Raw genomic sequence first — 20,400 nt, forward strand, 5'->3', positions numbered from 1 at the left:
CAAAGCCTAGGCGCAAAAATCGCACGCATCAACGCTTGCCGCGCCTGCCCGTGCAAACTACCTTCTCAGTATGGAAACACCCGCCCCCCTTATTGACCCATTCGCCCGCGCAATCAGCTATCTGCGCGTCTCGGTTACAGACCGCTGCGATTTCCGCTGCGTCTATTGCATGTCGGAAAACATGACGTTCCTGCCGAAGAAGGAGCTTCTGACGCTGGAAGAACTGGATCGCATGTGTTCGACCTTCATCCGGCTCGGCGTGAAGAAGCTGCGGATTACCGGGGGCGAACCGCTGGTGCGCAAGGGGATCATGACCTTCTTCGAGTCCATGACCCGACACTTGGACAGCGGCGCGCTCGAAGAGCTGACGCTGACCACCAATGGCAGTCAACTCGCTCGCTTTGCCGATCAACTCTATGCTGCGGGCGTGCGGCGGGTGAATATTTCGCTCGACACGCTGGACGAGAAGAAATTCGCCGACATCACCCGGTGGGGCCGCCTGCCGCAGGTGCTGAACGGTATCGACGCGGCGCAGAAGGCGGGTCTGCGGGTCAAGATCAACGCGGTGGCACTGAAGGGCTTCAACGAAGAGGAGCTGTTCACCATTCAGGATTGGTGCGCAAGCCGCGACATGGACCTGACCTGGATCGAGGTCATGCCCATGGGCGATCTCGGAAACGAAGACCGGCTGGACCAGTATTGGAGCCTCAAGGACCTGCGCGCAAGGTTGGCGGAACGCTACACGCTGACCGATCTGGCAGAACGCTCGGGCGGACCCGCGCGGTATGTTCGCATCGAAGACACCGGGCAAAAGATCGGCTTCATCACGCCGCTCACGCATAATTTCTGCGAAAGCTGCAACCGGGTGCGGCTGACCTGTACGGGTGAGCTTTACATGTGTCTCGGTCAGGAAGACATGGCCGATCTGCGCGCCCCCCTGCGGGCCTCCCCCGACAACACAGTGCTGGAAGAGGCCATTCGCGCGGCCATTGCGCTAAAGCCCAAAGGCCATGACTTCGACTATTCCCGGCAGAAGGTGGACGGCCAGATGACCCGCCACATGAGCCACACGGGCGGCTGATCAGCCGGGCTTGCGCGCGATCAGGTCAATTAGGGCCGAGCGCCCGGAATGGCCCCGGCCCTCCTGAACATCGCGTTCATAGGCGGCAAGTCGCTCCACCTGCCAATCCCCGAACGCCTCTCGCAACAGATCGGGCGTGTACATATGCGCCCGGTTGCCCGGCCCTCCGGTGCCGTAGTCGACCTGTTCCGGCGTGTATCCATGCAGCATCAGCACGCCCCCCGGGGCCACCGCACGGCGCAGATCCGCGAACTGGCCCACCCGCGCGGCGGGGTCGGCGAACTGGATGAAGATCGCAACCACGAGGTCATGGGTCCGCGTCCAATCCCAACCAGCCCAGTCCGAGACGTGGTAATCCACCACCACGCCCTTCGCAGCCGCCAACGCCCGGCCCCGTTCCACCGCTGTCGGGGCCATGTCGAAGGCTGAGACCTCCAACCCGCGTTCGGCGAGATGCACGGAATTGCGCCCCTCACCGTCCGCGACGCAAAGCGCGCGCTGCCCCGGTTGGATCCAGCCGGGATTGTCGGTCAGGAACCCCGCCGGGGCTGTCCCGAACAGATATTCCCCTGCCGTGCGATACCGATCTTCCCACATGCGCGTCAGGCCGCCGGCATCCGGCGTTCCACGATCTCGGCCCACCAGCTGCAGCCTGCCGGAATCGCCTCATCCGTGAAGTTGTATTCCGGGTGATGCACCGCCGCTGTATCGCCATTGCCGACGAGGATGTAGGCGCCGGGGCGTTCCTCCAGCATGAACGCGAAATCCTCGCCGCCCATGACCAGCGGGGCATCGTCACAATCGCCGGACACCGCGCGGGCGACCTCTGCCGCGAATTCCGTCTGCTCGGGGTGGTTCACCATCACCGGATAGTTGCGCTGATACCGGACATCCGCCGTGCACCCCATGGCCGAGCTGACTTGTTCGGCGATGGCGGTCAGCCGCGTTTCCGCCAGATCGCGCATTGCGGTCGAGAGGGTCCGCACGGTGCCTTTCAGATGCACGCTTTGCGGGATCACGTTGAACGCCTTGGAGGAGCTTTCGATCGAGGTGACGGATACAACGATGTGTTCCACCGGATCGGCATTGCGGCTGGCGATGGTCTGCAACATCGTCACCACCTGCGCCGCGGTCACGGTCGGGTCGATGGTTTCATGCGGCTTGGCGCCATGACCGCCACGGCCCTTCACCGTGATTTCAAACAGGTCCGTGGCCGCAAAGAACGCCCCGGAGCGGATGGCGAACTTGCCGACGGGCTGGCCCGGCCAGTTATGCATGCCATAGACCTCCTGGATGCCCCACCGGTCCATCATGCCATCATCGCACATCTCTTTTCCGCCACCGCCGCCTTCTTCTGCGGGCTGGAAGATGACCACAACCGTGCCGTCGAAATTGCGCGTCTCGGACAGGTATTTCGCGGCCCCGAGCAGCATCGCCGTATGTCCGTCATGGCCACAGGCATGCATGGCGTCGGGCGTCTTGGAGGCATAGGGCAGCCCGGTTTCCTCGTTCATCGGCAGCGCGTCCATATCGGCGCGCAGGCCGATCACCTTGCCGCTCGTATCCGACTTGCCCTTGATCACGCCGACAACGCCGGTGCGCCCGATCCCGGTCACGATTTCATCGCAGCCGAAGTCCTTGAGTTTCTCGGCCACGAGGGCAGAGGTCCGGTGAGTTTCGAACAGGATCTCGGGATGTTCATGGATATCGCGTCGCCATTCGGTGATCTCGGGCAGCAGTTCCGCGAAGCGGTTCTTGACGGGCATTAGGGTCTCTCCTGTTTCAGTCTTGTGTCGCCGGCATCCGGCGTTCCACCAGTTCCGCGAAGAAGCTGCACCCGGCGGGGATCGCGTCATCGTCGAACACATAGGCGGGGTGATGGCACATGGCGGTGTCGCCGTTGCCAAGGAAGATATAGGCGCCGGGACGTTCTTCCAGCATGTAGGCGAAATCTTCCGAGGGCATGATCGGATCCACGTTGTCGATAACCTGCCCGGCGACGGCGGCAGCGGCCTCGGCCGCGTGGCGGGTTTCTTCCTCGTGGTTGATCGTGGCGGGGTAGCCCGGCGTCCAGATCACCTCCGCCGTGGCGCCGAAGGCGGCGGCGGTGGATTCGGCGACCTGCCGCACCCGTTCCTCGGCCATGGTGCGATATTCGGGATCGAGCGTGCGGACGGTGCCATGCAGGCGCGCCCGATGGGCGATGACGTTGGAGGCCGTGCTGTCGGTCTCGAACGTGCCCACGGTCAGGACAACGCGTTTGATGGGATCGACGTTGCGCGACACGATGGAATGGAGGCTGACCACGATCTGCGCGGCGACCAGCGTCGTGTCGATCGCATGGTGCGGCGCGGCGGCATGGCCGCCCTTGCCGGTCACCACGATCTCGAATTCATCCGAGGACGCCAGCAGCGCCCCGGGCCGGATCGCGAATTGCCCCGTGGGCAGGCCGGGAATGTTGTGCAGCCCATAGACCTCCTGAATGCCCCACCGGTCCATCAGCCCGTCTTCACACATGGCCTTGCCCCCTGCCCCGCCTTCCTCGGCGGGCTGGAAGATCAGCACAACGGTGCCGTCGAAATTGCGCGTCTCGGACAGGTATTTCGCGGCCCCAAGCAGCATCGACGTATGCCCGTCATGGCCGCAAGCGTGCATCTTCCCCGGCACGGTCGAGGCATAGTCCACGCCGGACGCCTCGTGGATCGGCAGCGCATCCATGTCGGCGCGCAACCCGATCACGCGGCCCTTGGTGTCGGTCTTGCCCTTGATCACGGCGACCACGCCGGTCTTGCCGACGCCGGGGGTGATGTCGGTAATGCCCATCTCTTTCAGGCGATCCACGACGAAGGCGGCGGTTTCATGCACCTCGTACATCAGTTCGGGGTGCTGGTGTAGGTGGCGGCGCCAGCCCGCGATTTCGGGCTGCATCTCGGCAAGGCTGTTCTTCACGGGCATGGCGCGGGCTCCTGTCAGGCGGGCATTCGTCGTTCGACGAGTTCGGCGAAGAAGCTGCACCCGTAGGGGATCGCCTCGTCGTTGAAGTTGTACTCGGGGTGGTGGACCTTGGCGCTGTCGCCGTTGCCGACATTGATGAAGGCCCCGGGCCGGGCGCGCAGCATGTAGCTGAAATCCTCGGCCCCCATACGTGGCGGACGGCCATAGCGCACGCGGCTGTCACCTGCCACGGCGCGGGCCACGTCGGCGGCGATCTCGGCGTTTTCCTCGTGGTTCACGGTCACCGGATAGCCGCGCTGGTAGTGGATTTCAGCAGTGCAGCCATAGGCGGCAGCGGTGGCGTTCACGATCTCGATGATCCGCACCTCGGCCATGTCGCGGACATCCTCGTCCAGCGTGCGGACTGTCCCGGCAAGGCGCACGGAATCGTCGATCACGTTGGTCGCGGCGCTTTCGGTATTCATCACGCAGATCGAGACGACCACGGATTTGATCGGGTCCACGTTGCGACTGGCCACGGTCTGCAGCGCCATGACGGTGGCGCAGGCGGCAGGCACCGGGTCGATCACGTTGTGGGGCTGCGCCGCGTGGCCGCCGCGACCGCGGATGGTGATCTCGATTTCATCTGCGGCGGCCATGATCGGGCCGGGACTGACGCCGAATTCGCCAACTGGCAGGCCCGGTTCGTTGTGCATCCCGTAAACCTCCTGGATGCCCCACCGTTCCATCATGCCATCATCGACCATTGCCTTGCCCCCCGCCCCGCCTTCCTCTGCGGGCTGGAAGATCAGCACAACGGTGCCGTCGAAGTTGCGTGTCTCAGCGAGGTATTTCGCGGCGCCGAGCAACATCGCCGTATGCCCGTCATGGCCACAGGCATGCATCTTGCCCGCCGTTTTCGAGGCATAGGGCAGCCCGGTCTTTTCATCCATCGGCAGCGCATCCATGTCGGCGCGCAGCCCGATCACGCGGCCCTTGCTGTCGGACTTGCCCTTGATCACGCCGATGACGCCCGACCGGCCCACGCCGGGCACAACCTCGTCACAGCCGAACGCCTTCAGCTTTTCCTCGACCAGCGCCGTGGTGCGCGGCAGGTCGTAGAGAATCTCCGGGTTCTCATGCAGGTCGCGCCGCCATTCGGTGATCTCGGGCAGCAATTCGGCAAGACGATTCTTCACGGGCATTCGCAGATTCCTTACCAAAGCAATTATGGGGTCAGGGGAAACCTGACCGATTGTTCAAATCCCGGCAAGGGGGCAGACCGCCAAACTGACGGCACGTCGCGTCATATGTCCGGGCCGAGCGTGATGGGCGACCCATCCGAGAACCGCGACAGACGGAAGCGCGACAGGTCGTGGCCGACCGCCTCGCCGGTGATCAGAGAGGCCATCACCCGCCCGAAGCCCGGCCCGATCCCGAAGCCATGCCCGCACATGCCGGTGCAGATCGACAGGCCCGGCAGGCTGCTGGCGCGGTCCACGACCGGCACGATATCGGGCATTGAATCGATCATTCCCGCCCAAGCCAGCGCACCCTCGACCCGGCCAAGGGCGGGAAACTCCTTTCCGAATTCCCGCAGCAGGCGCGCGACGACTTTGCGGTGAGGTGTAGGGTTCAGGACACGCATGCGTTCGAACGGGGTTTCGTCCACGTCACGCCAGACGCGCGGGGTGGACCAGCCGTCGGGATAGCCGCGCGGGGCCAGCGGGTGGTAGACCCGCCCCCAGGGGTCGCGGCGCAGTTGGGGAATGTATTTCGGCACATGCCGGAATGCGTCCCAACCCAGGAAGATTTCGTGAAAGCCACCATTGGCCAGCGTATAGCCGCCATCATCGCGCCTGCGGAAGGCAAGGCTTTGCCCCGTCGCGCCGCCGCCATGCACATCGGGCAGCGCCTTGGTGGCCACGACCGTTGCCTTGACTGACAACTGAGGGATGCGGATCCCATGCTGGCGTAGCAGCAGCGACGACCACGCCCCACCCGCGACCACCACCTCGGGCGCGCGGATGCGGCCCTGTTCAGTGACGACGCCCGCGACCCTGCCGCCCTCGACATCCACCAGCCGCGCGGCGCAGTTTTCAACGATCACCGCGCCCTTGCGCACGGCGGCCCGCGCCAGCGCAGGCACCGCAATCCACGGCTCGGCCTTCATGTCACTTGGCGTATGCAGCGCTCCGGCCCAGGCCGTCCGCCCGCCTGGCAGCAGCTCGGCTGTTTCCCGGGCACTGAGCAAGCGGCTGTCCACGCCTGATCCCGACACCTCGTCGAGCCAGCCCTGAAAGCCCTCCATCTCGGCCTCGCTTCTGGCCAGATAGGTCAGCCCGCATTGCTTGAGCCCCAGATCCTCGCCCACCTCTGCGGCGAGCTCTGTCCACAGCCGGTTCGCCTCCATCATGATCGGCAGTTCCGCCGGGTCGCGCCCTTGCTGGCGGACCCAGCCCCAGTTGCGGCTGCTCTGTTCCGCTGCCACCCGTCCCTTTTCCAGGACCACGGGGCGCAGGCCCTGCTCGGCAAGGTAATAGGCCGTCATCACCCCGATGACACCGCCGCCGATAATGACCACATCCGCCGTATCTGGCAGCGGGCCGGCATGTTCCACGGGCCGGTGCAGCCCAAGGGGGAAGACCGTCATTCGCAGAGCGTCTCCAGCAGCTTGTCCATGAAGCGTTCCCCCGCCTCGAACTGTTCGATGGTGATGAACTCATCGGGCTGGTGCGCCTGCGCGATGTTACCGGGGCCGCAGACAACGGCGGAATAGCCGCCGTGCTGGAACTGCCCGGCCTCGGTGCCGTAGCTGACAACGTGGGTGGCGTTGTCGCCGGTCAGGCGGCGGACAAGCTCCTCCGCCGGGCCGTTTTCTTCGGGCTTCAGCCCCGGTACGTCCCATCTGCGGTCAATCGCGATGAAACAGGAGGGATGCACCTTCTGCATCTGCGCCTCCAGCCGCTTCACTTCCGCCTCGTATCGCGCACCCCAATCGTCCATGGACTCGCCCGGCACGCAGCGGAAGGACATGACGAAATGGCAATCCTTGGCGGTGATGTTATGGGCGGTCCCGCCCTCGATCATGCCCACATGCAGCGTCGTGAAGGGAGGATCGAACAGCGCGTCGCCCTCTTGCGGCACCTTCGCCCGATTCTCGTCATTCATCTTGTTCGCCCAGTCAATCAGCTTGGCGCCTTCCATGATCGCGGAGACACCATCGTCAATCATGGATGAATGCACCTCGAAGCCGCGCAGATGGGTGTCGTAACCGATTCCCCCCTTATGGCCGGTCACCGCCTGCATCATCGTGGGTTCCCCGATGATCGCCAATTGCGCCTTAGGCAGGGTGCCCTGCATGTGGCGGATCATCGGTGGGGCACCTGTACAGCCGATCTCTTCATCGCGGGAAAGGCATATCTGCAAGGGCTTGGTCAGCGGCAGCTTCGCGGCTTTCGCCATCGCCGCCATGGCCAGCGCATCGAAGCCCTTCATGTCGCAGCAGCCGCGCCCGAAGAGCTTTCCGTCCTTCTCGACTACCGTGAACGGATCGGTGGACCAGTTCTGCCCATCCACCGGCACAACGTCGGTATGACCCGACAGAATGACGCCACCCTCGATGTCGGGGCCGATATGGGCGTAAAGGCTCGCCTTGGTCCGATCCTCATTGTAGTCGCGGAAACAGCGGGCCCCGAGCCCGGTCAGCCAGGTCTCTGCCCAGTCAATCAGGTCCAGGTTGCTGTCGCGGCTAACTGTCGGAAATGAAACGAGCTTTTCAAGAAGGTCGCGTGAGGTCATCTCGGCGGGCATGGGCAGGGTCCTTTGTGCTTCGCGCCAGAGCCTCCTCCTAGCCTGCCAGCCCGTCAAGCCCACCCCCGACAAATGCTCAAATTTTGCCCGAACGGTCAAAACCGAACCCAAGGTCATCTTCAAAGCGCTTGCGAGGGGGGAAATTCCTGATACCGTGACGGGAATGAACGCACCCGCCCGGCAGAGGCGGGGCGATGTCCAACCGGTGAGGAGCGTCTGGTGATGCTTGATGGGGCACAGCCCTCAGTCCTTGATGTCAAGGACCTCAAGACCGTATTCAAAACCCGGCGTGGGGAAGTCCACGCTGTGAACAACGTCAGCTTCAGCCTCAAGGCGGGGGAGCTTCTGGGCGTTGTCGGAGAAAGCGGTTCTGGAAAATCCGTGACAATGATGTCCCTCATCGGGCTGGTGCCCGCCCCACCTGCGGTGGTGACCGGTGCGGGCGTCATGTTTGAAGGTCAGGACCTGCTGACCGCGACCGATGAACAGCTGCGCGCCGTTCGCGGGGCCCGGATCGGGTTCGTCTTTCAGGACCCCATGACCTCGCTGAACCCCGTGTTCAATGTCGGCTTCCAGCTGATGGAGCCACTGCGCAAGCATATGGGCATGTCGAAGGCCAAGGCGCGCGTGCGGGCCAAGGAACTGCTGGAACTGGTCGGCATCCCCGATGCGGAGCGGCGGCTCAAGGACTATCCCCACCAGTTTTCGGGCGGCATGCGCCAGCGCGTGATGATCGCCATTGCGCTCGCCTGCGACCCGAAGGTGTTGATCGCCGATGAACCCACCACGGCGCTGGATGTGACCATTCAGGCGCAGATCCTCGAACTGATGAAGGACCTGCGCGACAAGCTTGGCATGGCAGTCGTGTGGATCACTCATGACCTCGGCGTCATCGCCGGCATCGCCGACCGCGTGCTGGTGATGTATGGCGGGCAGGTGGTCGAACATGCCCCGGTGCGAGAGCTGTTCGCCAACCCCAAGCACCCCTATACCCGTGCCCTGCTGAAAACCGTGCCGCATGTCAGCGGCGTGCGGTCCGACCGGCTGAAGGTGATCGAGGGCCAGCCCCCGATCCTGCGCGCCCACCCTACGGCCTGCCCGTTCCGAGACCGGTGCGAACAGGCGTTCAATCGCTGCTCACGGGAAAATCCAACACGCTATTCCGTTGGCCCGGTCCATGACGTGGCCTGTTTCTGGGACCCCGAAACCGGAGGCCCCCGCGATGTTTGACACCTCTCAGCGCAAGAAACTCGTCTCGGTCAAAGGGCTGAAGATGTATTTCCCCATCCATACCGGCCTGATGCGCCGCCATACGGGCGACGTGAAGGCGGTGGATGACGTCAGCTTCGACATCTATGAGGGAGAAACGCTCGGCCTTGTCGGCGAATCCGGCTGCGGCAAGTCCACCTGCGGACGGGCGGTTCTGCGGCTCTACGATCCGACTGCCGGAACCATCGAGGTCGACAGCACCGATATTTCCACCATGTCTCAAGGCGATCTGCGCAAGATGCGCCCGGTCATGCAGATGGTGTTCCAGGATCCGCAAGCCAGCCTCAACCCGCGCATGTCGGTGGCCGATATCATCGGCGAACCGCTGCGCGAACACACCAGAAAATCCAAGGCCGAACGGCTGGACCGCATCTACGAGCTGATGGATGCCGTCGGCCTGAACCGCGATTTCGCCAACCGTTATCCGCACGAGTTTTCCGGTGGCCAGCGCCAACGCATCGGCATCGCCCGCGCCCTGGCACTGAACCCCAAATTCATCGTCTGCGACGAGCCGATTGCCGCGCTCGACGTGTCGATCCAGGCGCAGGTTGTAAACCTGCTGGAAGACCTTCAGGGCGAACTTGGCCTGACCTACCTGTTCATCAGCCACGACCTGTCCATGGTCCGCCATATCGCGGATCGGGTGGCGGTGATGTATCTGGGCAAGGTGGTGGAACTGGCCCCGCGCGAGGGGCTCTATGCCGATCCCAAGCACCCCTATACCGTCGCGCTTCTGTCCGCGGTGCCCGAGCCCGACCCGGCCGCCCATGACGAAGCCAACCGCATCATTCTGCAAGGCGACGTGCCAAGCCCGTCGAACCCGCCGCAGGGCTGCAACTTCTGCACCCGCTGCCCGAGAGTCATGGATATTTGCAAGCAGCAAGACCCAGAGTTCCGCGAAATCGAACCGGGCCGCTTCGTTGCCTGCCACCTGTATAACCAATGAGATCGCCGGAAAACGGCGGCGTATCGAGGTCACAAGAGCTCAAGAGACCAATAAGGAGAGAGAGAACATGAAGTTAAGACATCTCATGCTAGGGGCCGCGGCGGCATTCGCCCTCGCCCCGGTGGCCGCGATGGCCGAGCGTGGCTCGGATGGCCAGCTCAACATCATCTACTGGCAGGCCCCCTCGACGCTGAACCCGTATCTCTCGGGCGGCACGAAAGAGGTGGAATCCGCCTCGCTGGTGCTGGAATCCATGGCGCGCTTCGACAGCGACGGCAACCTTGTGCCGTTCATGGCAGAAGACATTCCGACCGTTGAAAACGGCGGCGTGGCCGAGGACCTGACCTCGATCACCTGGACCCTGCGCGAGGGCCTGCTGTGGTCCGACGGAACTGCCGTGACCGCGAATGACGCGGTGTTCACCTGGCAGTACTGTACCCACCCCGAAGGCGGCTGTGCGCAGGCCAGCTACTTCGACGGCGTGGAAAGCGTGGAAGCGCTGGACGACCGCACCGTTCGCGTGAACTTTGCAGCGCCCAAGCCCTTCCCCTACACCGCCTTCGTCGGCTCCGAGAGCCCGATCATCCAGGCCGCTCAGTTCGCTGACTGCCTTGGCGCGGCCGCGCCCGAATGCACCGAGGCCAACTTTGGCCCGATCGGCACCGGTCCGTTCGTCGTGGAAGAATTCCGCCCGAACGACGTGATCACCTTCGTGGCCAACGAAAACTACCGCAACCCCGACCAGCCGGCCTTCGCCCGCGTGGTGTTCAAGGGCGGCGGCGACGCAGCTTCGGCAGCCCGCTCGGTTCTGGAAACCGGTGAATTCGACTATGCCTGGAACCTCCAGATCGACCCGACCCTTCTGGCCGAGATGGAATCCAACGGCATCGGCACCGTCGTGACCGCGTTCGGCACGAGCGTTGAGCGTCTTCACCTCAACCAGTTCAACCCCGATCCGGCCCTTGGCGACGCTCGGTCGACCGCAGAAGGTGGCCCGCACCCGTTCCTGACCAACCCGATCATCGGTCAGGCCATGTCCATGGCCATCGACCGCGCGCTGCTGGTTGAAATCGGCTACGGCGCAGGCGGCCAGCCCACCTGTAACGTGCTTCCGGCCCCGGCGCTTTATGCGTCCACCGCCAATGACGGCTGTCTGACCCAGGACATCGCCGGCGCCAACGCGCTGCTCGATGAAGCAGGCATCGTCGACTCCGATGGCGACGGCGTGCGTGAATACGAAGGCATTCCGCTGCGCGTGCTCTACCAGACCTCGACCAACGCCGTCCGTCAGGACACGCAGGCGCTGATCAAGCAGTGGTGGGCCGAGATCGGCATCGACGCCGAGCTTCGCAACATCGACGCCTCCGTGTTCTTCGGCGGTGACCCGGCGTCGCCCGACACCTTCCAGAAGTTCTATGCAGACATCGAGATGTACACCAACAACTTCGCTGGTGTGGACCCCGAAGCCTACATGGCCAACTGGCGCTGCAACGAGATCCCGGGCCCGGACACTCAGTGGCAGGGCTCCAATATTCAGCGCTTCTGCTCGGAAGAGTATGATGCTCTCGTCACCGAGATGAGCCAGACCGCACCGCTCGAAGAGCGTGGCCGCCTGGCGCGCGAGATGAACGACATGCTGATGCAGTCCTACTCCATCATCCCGCTGATCCACCGTGGTGGCGTGTCGGCCCATGCGAACTCGCTTGGCGGCGTGCGCATGTCCGACTGGGACTCCGAACTGTGGAACATCGCAGAATGGTATCGCATCGACGAATGATCGCGATCTGATCATCATCGCCGCATCCCTTTTCAGGGGTGCGGCACCCCAAGACCCCAAGCAAAACAGACTTCTGAACCGAGGCGCCCGCCCATGCTGACTTTCACGATCCGTCGCTTGTTCATGGCAATCCCGACGCTTCTGTTCATAAGCCTGATCATCTTCCTGATCCTCGATCTGGCCCCGTCCGATCCCACGGCCAGCCTGCCTCTGACCATCCCGCCAGAGGTGCGGGCAGAGATCCGGGCCTCTCTCGGCCTGGATGAACCCATCCACATCCGGTTCCTGTTGTGGCTCCAGCAGTTCTTCGTGAACGAGCCGCTCAACCTCTTCGAACAATGGACCGGCTGGACCATCGGCGATGGCGACCGCACCCGCGTGATTTCCTGGCAGACCCGCAGCCCGGTGGTCGACATCATCGCGCAGCGTATGCCCCAGACCCTGTGGGTGGTCGGCACCGCTTACGTGGTCGGCATCCTGATCGCGCTGCCCATTGGCATCTACTCGGCCTATCGCCAGTATTCGATCTTCGACCAGGCCGGTACCTTCATCACCATGGTCGGTTTCTCGGTTCCCCCCTTCTTCTCGGGTGTTCTGGTGATCGTGATCTTTGCCGTGCAGCTTGGCTGGTTCCCGTCGGTCTATGACACAACCCACGTGGTGGTGGACTGGGACAGCTTCGTCGTGCAGCTCAAGCAGATGATCCTGCCTGTCATGGTGCTGGCCCTGCAGATCACCAGCCAGATCAGCCGTTTCATGCGCGCCTCGATGCTGGACAATCTCAACCAGGATTACGTGCGCACCGCCCGCGCCAAGGGGCTGACCGAGACGGTGGTCGTGATGGTCCATGTGCTGCGCAACTCGATGATCCCGGTGGTGACCGTCATCGCGCTTGGCGTGCCGCAGGTCTTTGGCGGCGCCATCATCACCGAACAGGTGTTCAAGGTGAACGGCCTGGGCCATCTGCTGATCGGCGCCATCCAGGGTGGCGACATCCCTACGGTGCAGACGCTCACCTTCATCTTCGCGGTGCTAATCGTGCTCTTCAACCTGATTGCCGATGTGCTCTACGGCATTCTTGACCCGAGGATCCGCTATGACTGATCTGACCACGCTCGAAGCGGAAACCTACCAGAAGCCCCGCAACCAGTGGTGGGATGTGTGGGACCAGTTCAAGACCCACAAGGGTGCCCTGATCGGCGCGGCCTTCTTCATCTTCGTGCTGATCTTCGTCTTTCTGGGCCCGATCTTCTGGACGCTGGACGCGCAATATATCGACATCCGCGCCCGCAGCCAGGGCCCGTCCTGGGCCCATCCCATGGGCACTGACCAGTTGGGCCGCGATACGCTGTCCCGGATCATGGTCGGCGGCCAGACCTCATTGCTTGTGGGACTCACCGCCATGCTGCTGGCGCTGATTGTCGGCACGTTGGTGGGTGTTCTGGCGGGCTATTTCAAACGGCTCGACGGCATCCTGATGCGGCTGACGGACCTGTTTCTTGCGCTGCCGCTGCTGCCGCTGCTCTTGGTCATCATCATGCTGTTCCGCGACACGCTGCGCGCGCAGTTCGGGCCGGAGAAGGGTATCTTCATCCTGATCGTCTTCGTCATTGGCATTACCAGCTGGATGCAGACCGCGCGGATCGTGCGCGGCGATGTGCTGGCCCTGAAGGAACGGGAATTCGTTCTGGCCGCCCGGTCCATCGGGACGCCGCCCTACCGGATGATCACCCGCCATGTGCTGCCCAATGTGCTGTCGCCGATCATGGTGTCAGCGACGCTCGGCATCGCCAACGCGATCATCACCGAAAGTGCGCTGTCCTTCCTGGGCCTGGGCTTCCCGTCGGATTTCCCGACCTGGGGGCGGTTGCTGTTCGACGGCACCGACTGGCTGCAGAGAAACCCCGAGCGGGTGATCTGGCCGGGCCTTGCCATTTCGCTTACCGTTCTGTCGGTGAACTATATCGGCGATGGCTTGCGCGACGCGCTCGACCCCAGAATTCGCGGCCGCTAAAGACCCTGCCCTTTCATCTTGGCCCAAATACCTCAGGGGGTCGCCATTGGATGCGCCATTGGTTCAAGCCCAATGGCGACGGGGAGGATCCCCCCGCGGATCGACGCCAAAGGCGGCGAAACACCGCTCAGTAAAAGCTCTGCGGGTCGATATCCACTGCCACCCGCAGGTTATTCGGCAGCTTCAGCCCCCCCAACCATTGCCGCAGCGCATTCTGAATCGGTGCCCCCTTGGGCGCCTTCACCAACAGCCGCACCCGGTGCCGTCCCCTGATCCGCGCAATCGGCGCGGGCGCGGGGCCGTAGACGATCCCGTCAATCGCCCGGATCGGAGCATCCGACCGCGCCAGATGGGTCCCAAGGTCAAACGCCGCCGCCGCCTCGGGCGCGGAAATCACGATCCCGGCCAGCCGCCCGAACGGGGGCATGCCCGTCGCACGACGCTCATCGGCCTCGGCCCGCCAGAACCCTTCCTCGTCCCCGGACAGGATCGCGCGGATCACCGGGTGATCGGGCTGAAACGACTGCAACAGGGCCGTGCCCGGCTTTTCGGCCCTGCCAGCACGCCCCGCCACCTGCCGCATCAGCTGAAATGTCCGCTCCGCCGCGCGCAGGTCAGATCCTTGCAGACCCAGATCCGCGTCGATTACGCCAACAAGCGTCAGCCGGGGGAAGTTGTGCCCCTTGGCCACAAGCTGCGTGCCGATGATGATATCGGTCTCGCCCTCCGCGATCTCGGCAATCCGGGCCTTGAGCGCGCGGGCAGACCCGAAAAGGTCAGAGGACAGTACCGCCTGTTTGGCCTCCGGGAAAAGCGCTGCCGCCTCTTCCGCCAACCGCTCCACCCCCGGACCGACAGGGGCCATCTTGCCCTCGACCCCGCAGGATGGGCATGCCTCTGGCATCGGCTTCGTCTCGCCGCATTGATGGCACATCAGTCGTTTGAGGAACCGATGCTCCACCATCCGCGCATCGCAATGGTCACAGCCCACCTGCTCGCCGCAGGCCCGGCAGATCGTCACCGGCGCATAGCCGCGGCGGTTGAGGAACAAAAGCGCCTGCTCGCCCGCTTGTAGCCGCGCCCGAACCGCGCCTTGCAGGGTCGGTGAAATCCAGCGATTGCCCGGCAGATCCTCCCCCCGCATGTCGATCGCGCGCATGTCGGGCATCACGGCGGGACCGAAGCGGTCGGTCAGGTCGATCCGCGTGTATTTTCCCGATTCCGCGTTCCACCAGCTTTCCAAGCTCGGCGTGGCCGAGGCCAGCACCACCTGCGCGTCATTGAGGGACGCGCGCAGAACCGACATATCCCGTGCGTTGTAAAGCGCTCCGTCCTCCTGCTTGTAGGAGGTGTCGTGTTCCTCATCGACGACGATCAGGCCGAGGTCGCGGAACGGCAGGTAAAGCGCGGACCGAGCGCCGACGATCAGTTGCGCCGCCCCCTGCCCGACCATGCGCCAGCAGCGGCGGCGTTCGGTCATGGTGACGCCGGAATGCCACTCCGCGGGCTCCGCGCCGAAGCGGGCCTTCACGCGGGTCAGGAATTCGCTCGTCAGGGCAATCTCGGGCAAAAGCACCAGAGCCTGCCGCCCCTGCCGCAGGCACTCCGCCACCGCCTCCAGATAGACCTCTGTCTTGCCCGACCCCGTGACGCCCTTCAGAAGCGTGGTGCCATAGCGCCCGGCGCGGATGCCCTCGCAGATCTGTGCGGCGGCCCCCGCCTGCGCCTCGGTCAGTTCCTTGCCGTCTCGCTCGGGATCGAGCGGCAGGTAGGGGACGTCGCGGGGCGTGTCGAACTCCTCCACCACGCCCTGTTTCACCAGCCCCTTGATGACGGAGGAGGTCACGCCCGCCATTTCCGACAGCTCGCCAAGCGTAAAGCTGACCCCGCCATATTCCTCCAGCACCGCGATCACGCGGGTGCGGGCATCGGTCATGCGGTCGGGTTCGCCATACCCCATCCGGTAGAGCTTGCGCATTGAGGGCGGGTCGGCCAGCCCGGGCGCGCGGGTCGCCAGCCGCAGCATCTGCGACAGCGGCGTCAGGGTGTAGGACCCCACGCGGGTCAGAAACTCCCGCATCTCGGCGCGCATCGGGGCCACGTCCAGCACCTTCAGGACAGACCGGATCTTGGCCGGATCCCAATCGCCCCGCCCCGGTCCCCAGACCACGCCAAGCACCTTGCGCGGGCCAAGCGGCACCTGCACGAAGGCCCCCATCCAGCAGCCGCCCTCGGGCGCCTTGTAGTCCAGCACGCGGTCCAGCGGTTCGGCGGTTAGCACGCCCACAAGGCTGCCTTCCTCGAAGAATTCCTGCTCTGCCTGCATGTCACTCATGTTACCGCAATCATAGTTGGGCTTTCCGCCGCGTCTAAGCTGGGGTAAGACACGCCCGAGCCCGCCATCAACCCCTGAGGGATAGACCAATGAAATTCTTTGTCGACTCCGCCGAAGTGGACGCCATCGCCGAGCTGAATGATATCGGGATGGTCGACGGTGTCACCACCAACCCGTCGCTGATCCTGAAATCGGGCCGCGACATCATCGAAGTGACCCGCGAAATCTGCGCCATGGTCGATGGCCCGGTGTCCGCCGAGGTCGTGGCGCTGGAAGCCGATGCGATGATCGCCGAGGGCCGCAAACTGGCCGAGATCGCAGACAATATCTGCATCAAGCTGCCGCTCACCTGGGACGGGCTGAAGGCCTGCAACATCCTGACCAATGACGGGTTCAAGACCAATGTGACGCTGTGCTTCTCCGCCAATCAGGCGCTGCTGGCAGCCAAGGCGGGCGCGACCTATATCTCTCCCTTCATCGGGCGGCTCGACGATATCAACCTCGACGGGATGGACCTGATCGCCGATATCCGCACGATCTACGACAATTACGGGTTCGAGACGCAGATCCTCGCCGCCTCAATCCGCTCTGCCAACCACATGAAGGACGCGGCCCTCATTGGCGCCGACGTGGCCACCGCGCCGCCGAATGTGATCAAGGCGATGGCGTCTCATGTTCTGACTGACAAGGGCCTCGACGGCTTTATGAAGGACTGGGCAAAAACAGGGCAGAAAATCCTTTAAACATGTTGTAAGGTCTGCCCCAACCATAAAAACACCAAGGGGCAGACCACTTATGGGCGAAAGGGCAGACGCGTTGGAAGACTGGCGCGAACGGGTATTGAACGACCCGGATCTCATTCTCGACGACCGCGACGTGATGCGGGCGCTGATCACCGCGAATGACCGCCAGATGGGCGGCAATATCGTCGATATGCGCGGCATCGCCATGGAACGGCTGGAAAACCGGCTGGACCGGCTGGAGGACACGCATCGCAGCGTGATCGCGGCGGCCTATGAAAACCTCGCCGGTACCAACCAGATCCACCGCGCGATCCTGAAACTGCTGGATCAGGCGGAGTTCGAGGATTTCCTCAAGGTGCTCGGCACCGATGTGGCCGCGATCCTGCGGGTGGACCGCATCCGGCTGGTTCTGGAAAGCCCCGAGGCGACGGAAACCAGCGCCCCCAAGGTGCAGAAGCTGGAAGATGTGCTGACCGTGGTCGCGCCGGGTTTCGTCGATGACTACCTGACTGCCGGGCGCAACATGCCGCAACGGCCCGTGACGCTTCGGCAGGTCGGCACCGGGGCGGCCAGCATCTATGGCGAAGCGGCCGACTGGATCGCGTCCGAGGCCTTGCTGCGGCTGGATCTCGGCCTTGGTCGTCTGCCGGCGTTGCTGGTCATGGGGTCGGAAGACCCGCACCAGTTCCGCCCCAGTCAGGGCACCGACCTGCTGAATTTCTTCACGGGCGTCTTTGAACGCAGCATGAAACGGTTCCTGGGGTAGGCGCGATGAGCACCGCCCTCAGCCCCGCCGCGCGCGACCTGATGGACGCGTGGCTTGCGGATGTGGGCAGCCTGCGGGGCGGCTCGCCCGCCACGGTCACCGCCTACGGGGCCGACCTGCGGGACTTTCTGGCGTTTCAGACCGGCCACCACGGTGCGCAGCTTGGCCTAGCGCCCCTGCGCGCGCTTGGGCCACGGGATATGCGGGCCTGGATGGCGGCGGAACGGGGATCGGGTCTCGGGGCGCGATCATTGGCCCGCAAGCTGTCGGCGGTGAAGGGGTTTTACCGATGGTGGGCCGAGCGGGAAGGGTTCGACGCCACGGCGGTCCTGTCCACCCGCGCCCCCAAGTTCCAGCGCAAACTCCCCCGACCGCTATCGGAACCCGCCGCGCAGGACCTGATGGACCGGGTCGGCGCACAGGACGCCCGCGACTGGATTGCCGCGCGGGATGTGGCGGTTGTGACGCTGCTTTATGGCTGCGGATTGCGGATATCGGAGGCGCTTGGCCTTACGGCCTCGGTCCTGCCGCTGTCGGATACGCTGCGCATCCGGGGCAAGGGCAACAAGGACCGGGAGGTGCCGGTTCTGCCCGCCGCCCGACGCGCCGTGGACCGCTACGCCGCGCTCTGCCCGCATGACCTACCCGACGATGGCCCGCTGTTCCGGGCCGTGCGTGGCGGGGCGCTTGGCCCCCGGCAGGTGGCCAAGGTGGTTGAAGCCGCCCGGATGCAGCTCGGCCTGCCCGCCACCGCGACCCCCCACGCCATGCGCCACAGCTTCGCCACGCATCTGCTGGACGCAGGCGGCGATCTGCGCGCGATTCAAGAGCTGCTCGGCCATGCCTCCCTGTCCACTACCCAAGCCTATACGGCGGTGGACACGGCGAGACTGATGGAAGTGTATCGCAATGCCCACCCCAAGGCGTAATATCTGCACCGGGAAATCCCTGCGATGCGGCCTGGGAACCCCGCTTGATGCGGTGATCTGCTTGCCTCTCTCGACACAATGCTTCATGTCAGTCCGATGACTTTGCGTATGAAAGCCCTTTCGGTTCACCTGTTCACCGCCACCGGCGCCGTCTTTGCCATGCTGGCGATGCTGGCGGCGGTCGAGGAAAAGTGGTCGCTCATGTTCCTGTGGCTGGTGGTGGCCCTGATCGTCGACGGGATCGACGGGCCGCTGGCACGCCGCTACCAGGTCAAGACCAATGCACCGGAGTTCGACGGGGTCCTGATGGACCTGATCATCGACTACCTGACCTATGTGTTCATCCCCGCCTATGCGCTGTTCAAATCGGGGCTGCTGCCGGGCTGGACAGGGTGGCTGGCGATCATCGTGATCACCTTTGCCAGCGTCGTCTACTTCGCCGATACCCGGATGAAGACCAAGGACAATTCCTTTGCGGGCTTTCCGGGGTGCTGGAACATGGTGGTTCTGGTGCTGTTCGCGATCAGCCCGAATTTCTACGTGATCCTGGCCCTGGTGGTTCTGTTTTCAGTTGGCATGTTCCTGAACCTGAAATTCATCCACCCGGTGCGCACGGAACGCTGGCGGGCCGTGTCCTTGCCCATGGCCATTGCCTGGACCGGCTTTGCCGGGTGGGCCGCTTGGGTGGATTTTCACCCGGAAAGCTGGGCACTTTGGGGGTTGATGGGCAGCTCTATCTATCTGGCTGTTGCCGGGGTTGCCCAACAGGTTCTGCCAGAACGCTGATCTTCAGACTTTCGTGAATGACGCAGGGTCAATGCGGGGATGGCTTGACTCCGGCTTTTGTTTGTGTATAAATTACACCTATTAGACCAAGCCGCACTCAAACCCAGGAATTTGACCCATGCGTATCTTCTCTCTTCTTTCTGCCGCTGCCCTCGCCTCTGCCGTTTCCGGCGCTTCCCAGGCCGAGGCCCAGTATGTCGACATGTATGAACTGAGCGCCTATTGCAGCGCCGGATACTACGAGGCCTGCGCCATGCTGGATGCCTATGCCATGCAGATGCAGGCCCCGGTCTATGGCGGCTACAACAGCTACGACCCCTACGCGGCCCACGCTCAGCGGATGGATGACATCCACAGCTGGGGCAATCAGATGATGGCCACCGGGGCTGCGAACTCCGCCATTCTGGACCAGCGCCACAACTCCTTCATGGAGACCCTGCGCAACTGATCCCTGATGACCGTGCATGGGCCCGTCAGCCGAGAAGGTTGGCGGGCCCTTTTCGTTTGCGCAGTCCGGTGTCCTGGCCTGCGCAGCTGCATCCAAATTTTTTGTGTCATGTTGAAACTTTTTGCTTGCACCACCCCTCTTAATGTGTAATTAATACACTTACAGAAACACAGCTAACGGAACTTGAACCAATGTCCTTCTCGCCCCGCACCGCCGCCGCCCTTCTCGCCCGTGAAGATCGTTCTCGCCGGGCCAAGCCAGTGACACTTCCGAAGGCGCCCTTCCCTCTTGGCGCAATTGCTGATCACGCCTGAGTTTCGTCGGGCCCGGCAGTCCTCCCTCCCTCCTCCTCCCTTCGCCGGGCCTGACACCCAAGTTTTTCATCACCAAAACATTTTCACACGGATGGTCCTGCTGCGACCGTGAGAGCGGCAGGGCCATCCGCTTTTTCTTGCCAGGTATCTCAGCCAAACTCCGATTGCCGAATCCTATATAGTGTGATATATACACTTGTATTGATTGAAGTCACAGAAAGCCAACCTCATGCCCCTGTCTCCGC

Annotated in this window: 18 protein-coding genes; 11 read left to right on the forward strand and 7 right to left on the reverse strand. The window is 63.6% G+C overall.

Annotation, left to right across the window (positions count from 1 at the left end; all coding sequences use genetic code 11):
- The first annotated feature begins 70 nt into the window (after positions 1-70).
- Positions 71-1,081: a GTP 3',8-cyclase MoaA gene (gene moaA / locus EP237_RS14955; protein WP_127561699.1), complete on the forward strand. Its 1,011-nt coding sequence runs from the start codon at positions 71-73 to the stop codon at positions 1,079-1,081.
- Here the strand turns inward: moaA and EP237_RS14960 are convergent, their stop codons facing one another.
- The 6 genes from EP237_RS14960 to argE form a co-directional block, all read right to left on the reverse strand.
- Positions 1,082-1,723, reverse strand: coding sequence for an SAM-dependent methyltransferase (locus EP237_RS14960; protein ID WP_338068183.1), 642 nt, complete (start codon positions 1,721-1,723; stop codon positions 1,082-1,084). It abuts the gene before it with no gap.
- Positions 1,684-2,847: a M20 aminoacylase family protein gene (locus tag EP237_RS14965; RefSeq protein WP_127561700.1), complete on the reverse strand. Its 1,164-nt coding sequence runs from the start codon at positions 2,845-2,847 to the stop codon at positions 1,684-1,686. Before EP237_RS14965 ends, EP237_RS14960 begins: the two co-directional genes overlap by 40 nt.
- 16 nt (positions 2,848-2,863) lie before the next feature.
- Positions 2,864-4,036 (reverse strand): M20 aminoacylase family protein, encoded by a 1,173-nt coding sequence (locus EP237_RS14970; RefSeq protein WP_127561701.1) that lies wholly within the window; start codon positions 4,034-4,036, stop codon positions 2,864-2,866.
- A gap of 14 nt (positions 4,037-4,050) precedes the next feature.
- Positions 4,051-5,220: a M20 aminoacylase family protein gene (locus EP237_RS14975; RefSeq protein ID WP_127561702.1), complete on the reverse strand. Its 1,170-nt coding sequence runs from the start codon at positions 5,218-5,220 to the stop codon at positions 4,051-4,053.
- A gap of 101 nt (positions 5,221-5,321) precedes the next feature.
- Positions 5,322-6,668, reverse strand: coding sequence for an NAD(P)/FAD-dependent oxidoreductase (locus EP237_RS14980; protein WP_127561703.1), 1,347 nt, complete (start codon positions 6,666-6,668; stop codon positions 5,322-5,324).
- Positions 6,665-7,828, reverse strand: a complete 1,164-nt coding sequence (argE, locus tag EP237_RS14985) for an acetylornithine deacetylase (protein WP_127561704.1) — start codon at positions 7,826-7,828, stop codon at positions 6,665-6,667. Before argE ends, EP237_RS14980 begins: the two co-directional genes overlap by 4 nt.
- 222 nt (positions 7,829-8,050) lie before the next feature.
- Here argE and EP237_RS14990 point away from each other — a divergent pair, with 222 nt between their 5' ends.
- The 5 genes from EP237_RS14990 (at position 8,051) to EP237_RS15010 (ending at position 13,834) form a co-directional block, all read left to right on the forward strand.
- Positions 8,051-9,058: an ABC transporter ATP-binding protein gene (locus tag EP237_RS14990; protein ID WP_127561705.1), complete on the forward strand. Its 1,008-nt coding sequence runs from the start codon at positions 8,051-8,053 to the stop codon at positions 9,056-9,058.
- The gene (locus EP237_RS14995) at positions 9,051-10,043 is read left to right on the forward strand and encodes an ABC transporter ATP-binding protein (RefSeq protein WP_127561706.1); all 993 of its coding nucleotides are present in this window, start codon (positions 9,051-9,053) and stop codon (positions 10,041-10,043) included. The genes EP237_RS14990 and EP237_RS14995 overlap by 8 nt, the downstream gene beginning before the upstream one ends.
- A 67-nt stretch (positions 10,044-10,110) precedes the next feature.
- A complete protein-coding gene (locus tag EP237_RS15000; RefSeq protein WP_127561707.1) occupies positions 10,111-11,820 on the forward strand; it encodes a peptide ABC transporter substrate-binding protein in 1,710 nt (569 codons plus the stop codon).
- 93 nt (positions 11,821-11,913) lie between these two features.
- Positions 11,914-12,924: an ABC transporter permease gene (locus EP237_RS15005; protein WP_127561708.1), complete on the forward strand. Its 1,011-nt coding sequence runs from the start codon at positions 11,914-11,916 to the stop codon at positions 12,922-12,924.
- Complete coding sequence (locus EP237_RS15010) at positions 12,917-13,834, forward strand: ABC transporter permease (RefSeq protein WP_206052310.1); 918 nt, start codon at positions 12,917-12,919, stop codon at positions 13,832-13,834. Before EP237_RS15005 ends, EP237_RS15010 begins: the two co-directional genes overlap by 8 nt.
- A 127-nt stretch (positions 13,835-13,961) precedes the next feature.
- On the opposite strand, the gene EP237_RS15015 is transcribed toward EP237_RS15010, so the two are convergent.
- Positions 13,962-16,169 (reverse strand): primosomal protein N', encoded by a 2,208-nt coding sequence (locus EP237_RS15015; protein WP_420812524.1) that lies wholly within the window; start codon positions 16,167-16,169, stop codon positions 13,962-13,964.
- Positions 16,170-16,258: 89 nt separating this feature from the next.
- On the opposite strand from EP237_RS15015, the gene fsa reads away from it, so the two are divergent.
- The 5 genes from fsa to EP237_RS15040 all read left to right on the forward strand — a co-directional run bounded on the left by fsa (position 16,259) and on the right by EP237_RS15040 (position 19,841).
- Positions 16,259-16,912: a fructose-6-phosphate aldolase gene (fsa, locus tag EP237_RS15020; protein ID WP_127561710.1), complete on the forward strand. Its 654-nt coding sequence runs from the start codon at positions 16,259-16,261 to the stop codon at positions 16,910-16,912.
- A gap of 52 nt (positions 16,913-16,964) precedes the next feature.
- Positions 16,965-17,678: a DUF484 family protein gene (locus EP237_RS15025; RefSeq protein ID WP_127561711.1), complete on the forward strand. Its 714-nt coding sequence runs from the start codon at positions 16,965-16,967 to the stop codon at positions 17,676-17,678.
- 5 nt (positions 17,679-17,683) lie between these two features.
- Complete coding sequence (locus EP237_RS15030) at positions 17,684-18,607, forward strand: tyrosine recombinase XerC (protein WP_127561712.1); 924 nt, start codon at positions 17,684-17,686, stop codon at positions 18,605-18,607.
- A 96-nt stretch (positions 18,608-18,703) separates the two neighbouring features.
- Positions 18,704-19,393 carry a CDP-alcohol phosphatidyltransferase family protein gene (locus EP237_RS15035; RefSeq protein ID WP_127561713.1) on the forward strand — a complete coding sequence of 230 codons (690 nt, stop codon included), beginning with the start codon at positions 18,704-18,706 and terminating at the stop codon, positions 19,391-19,393.
- Between the two features lie 118 nt (positions 19,394-19,511).
- On the forward strand, positions 19,512-19,841 hold the full coding sequence (locus EP237_RS15040) for a hypothetical protein (RefSeq protein ID WP_127561714.1): 330 nt from the start codon (positions 19,512-19,514) through the stop codon (positions 19,839-19,841).
- The last annotated feature ends 559 nt before the right edge of the window (positions 19,842-20,400 follow it).

It is taken from the genome of Nioella ostreopsis, from assembly GCF_004000255.1.
GTDB lineage: Bacteria > Pseudomonadota > Alphaproteobacteria > Rhodobacterales > Rhodobacteraceae > Nioella > Nioella ostreopsis.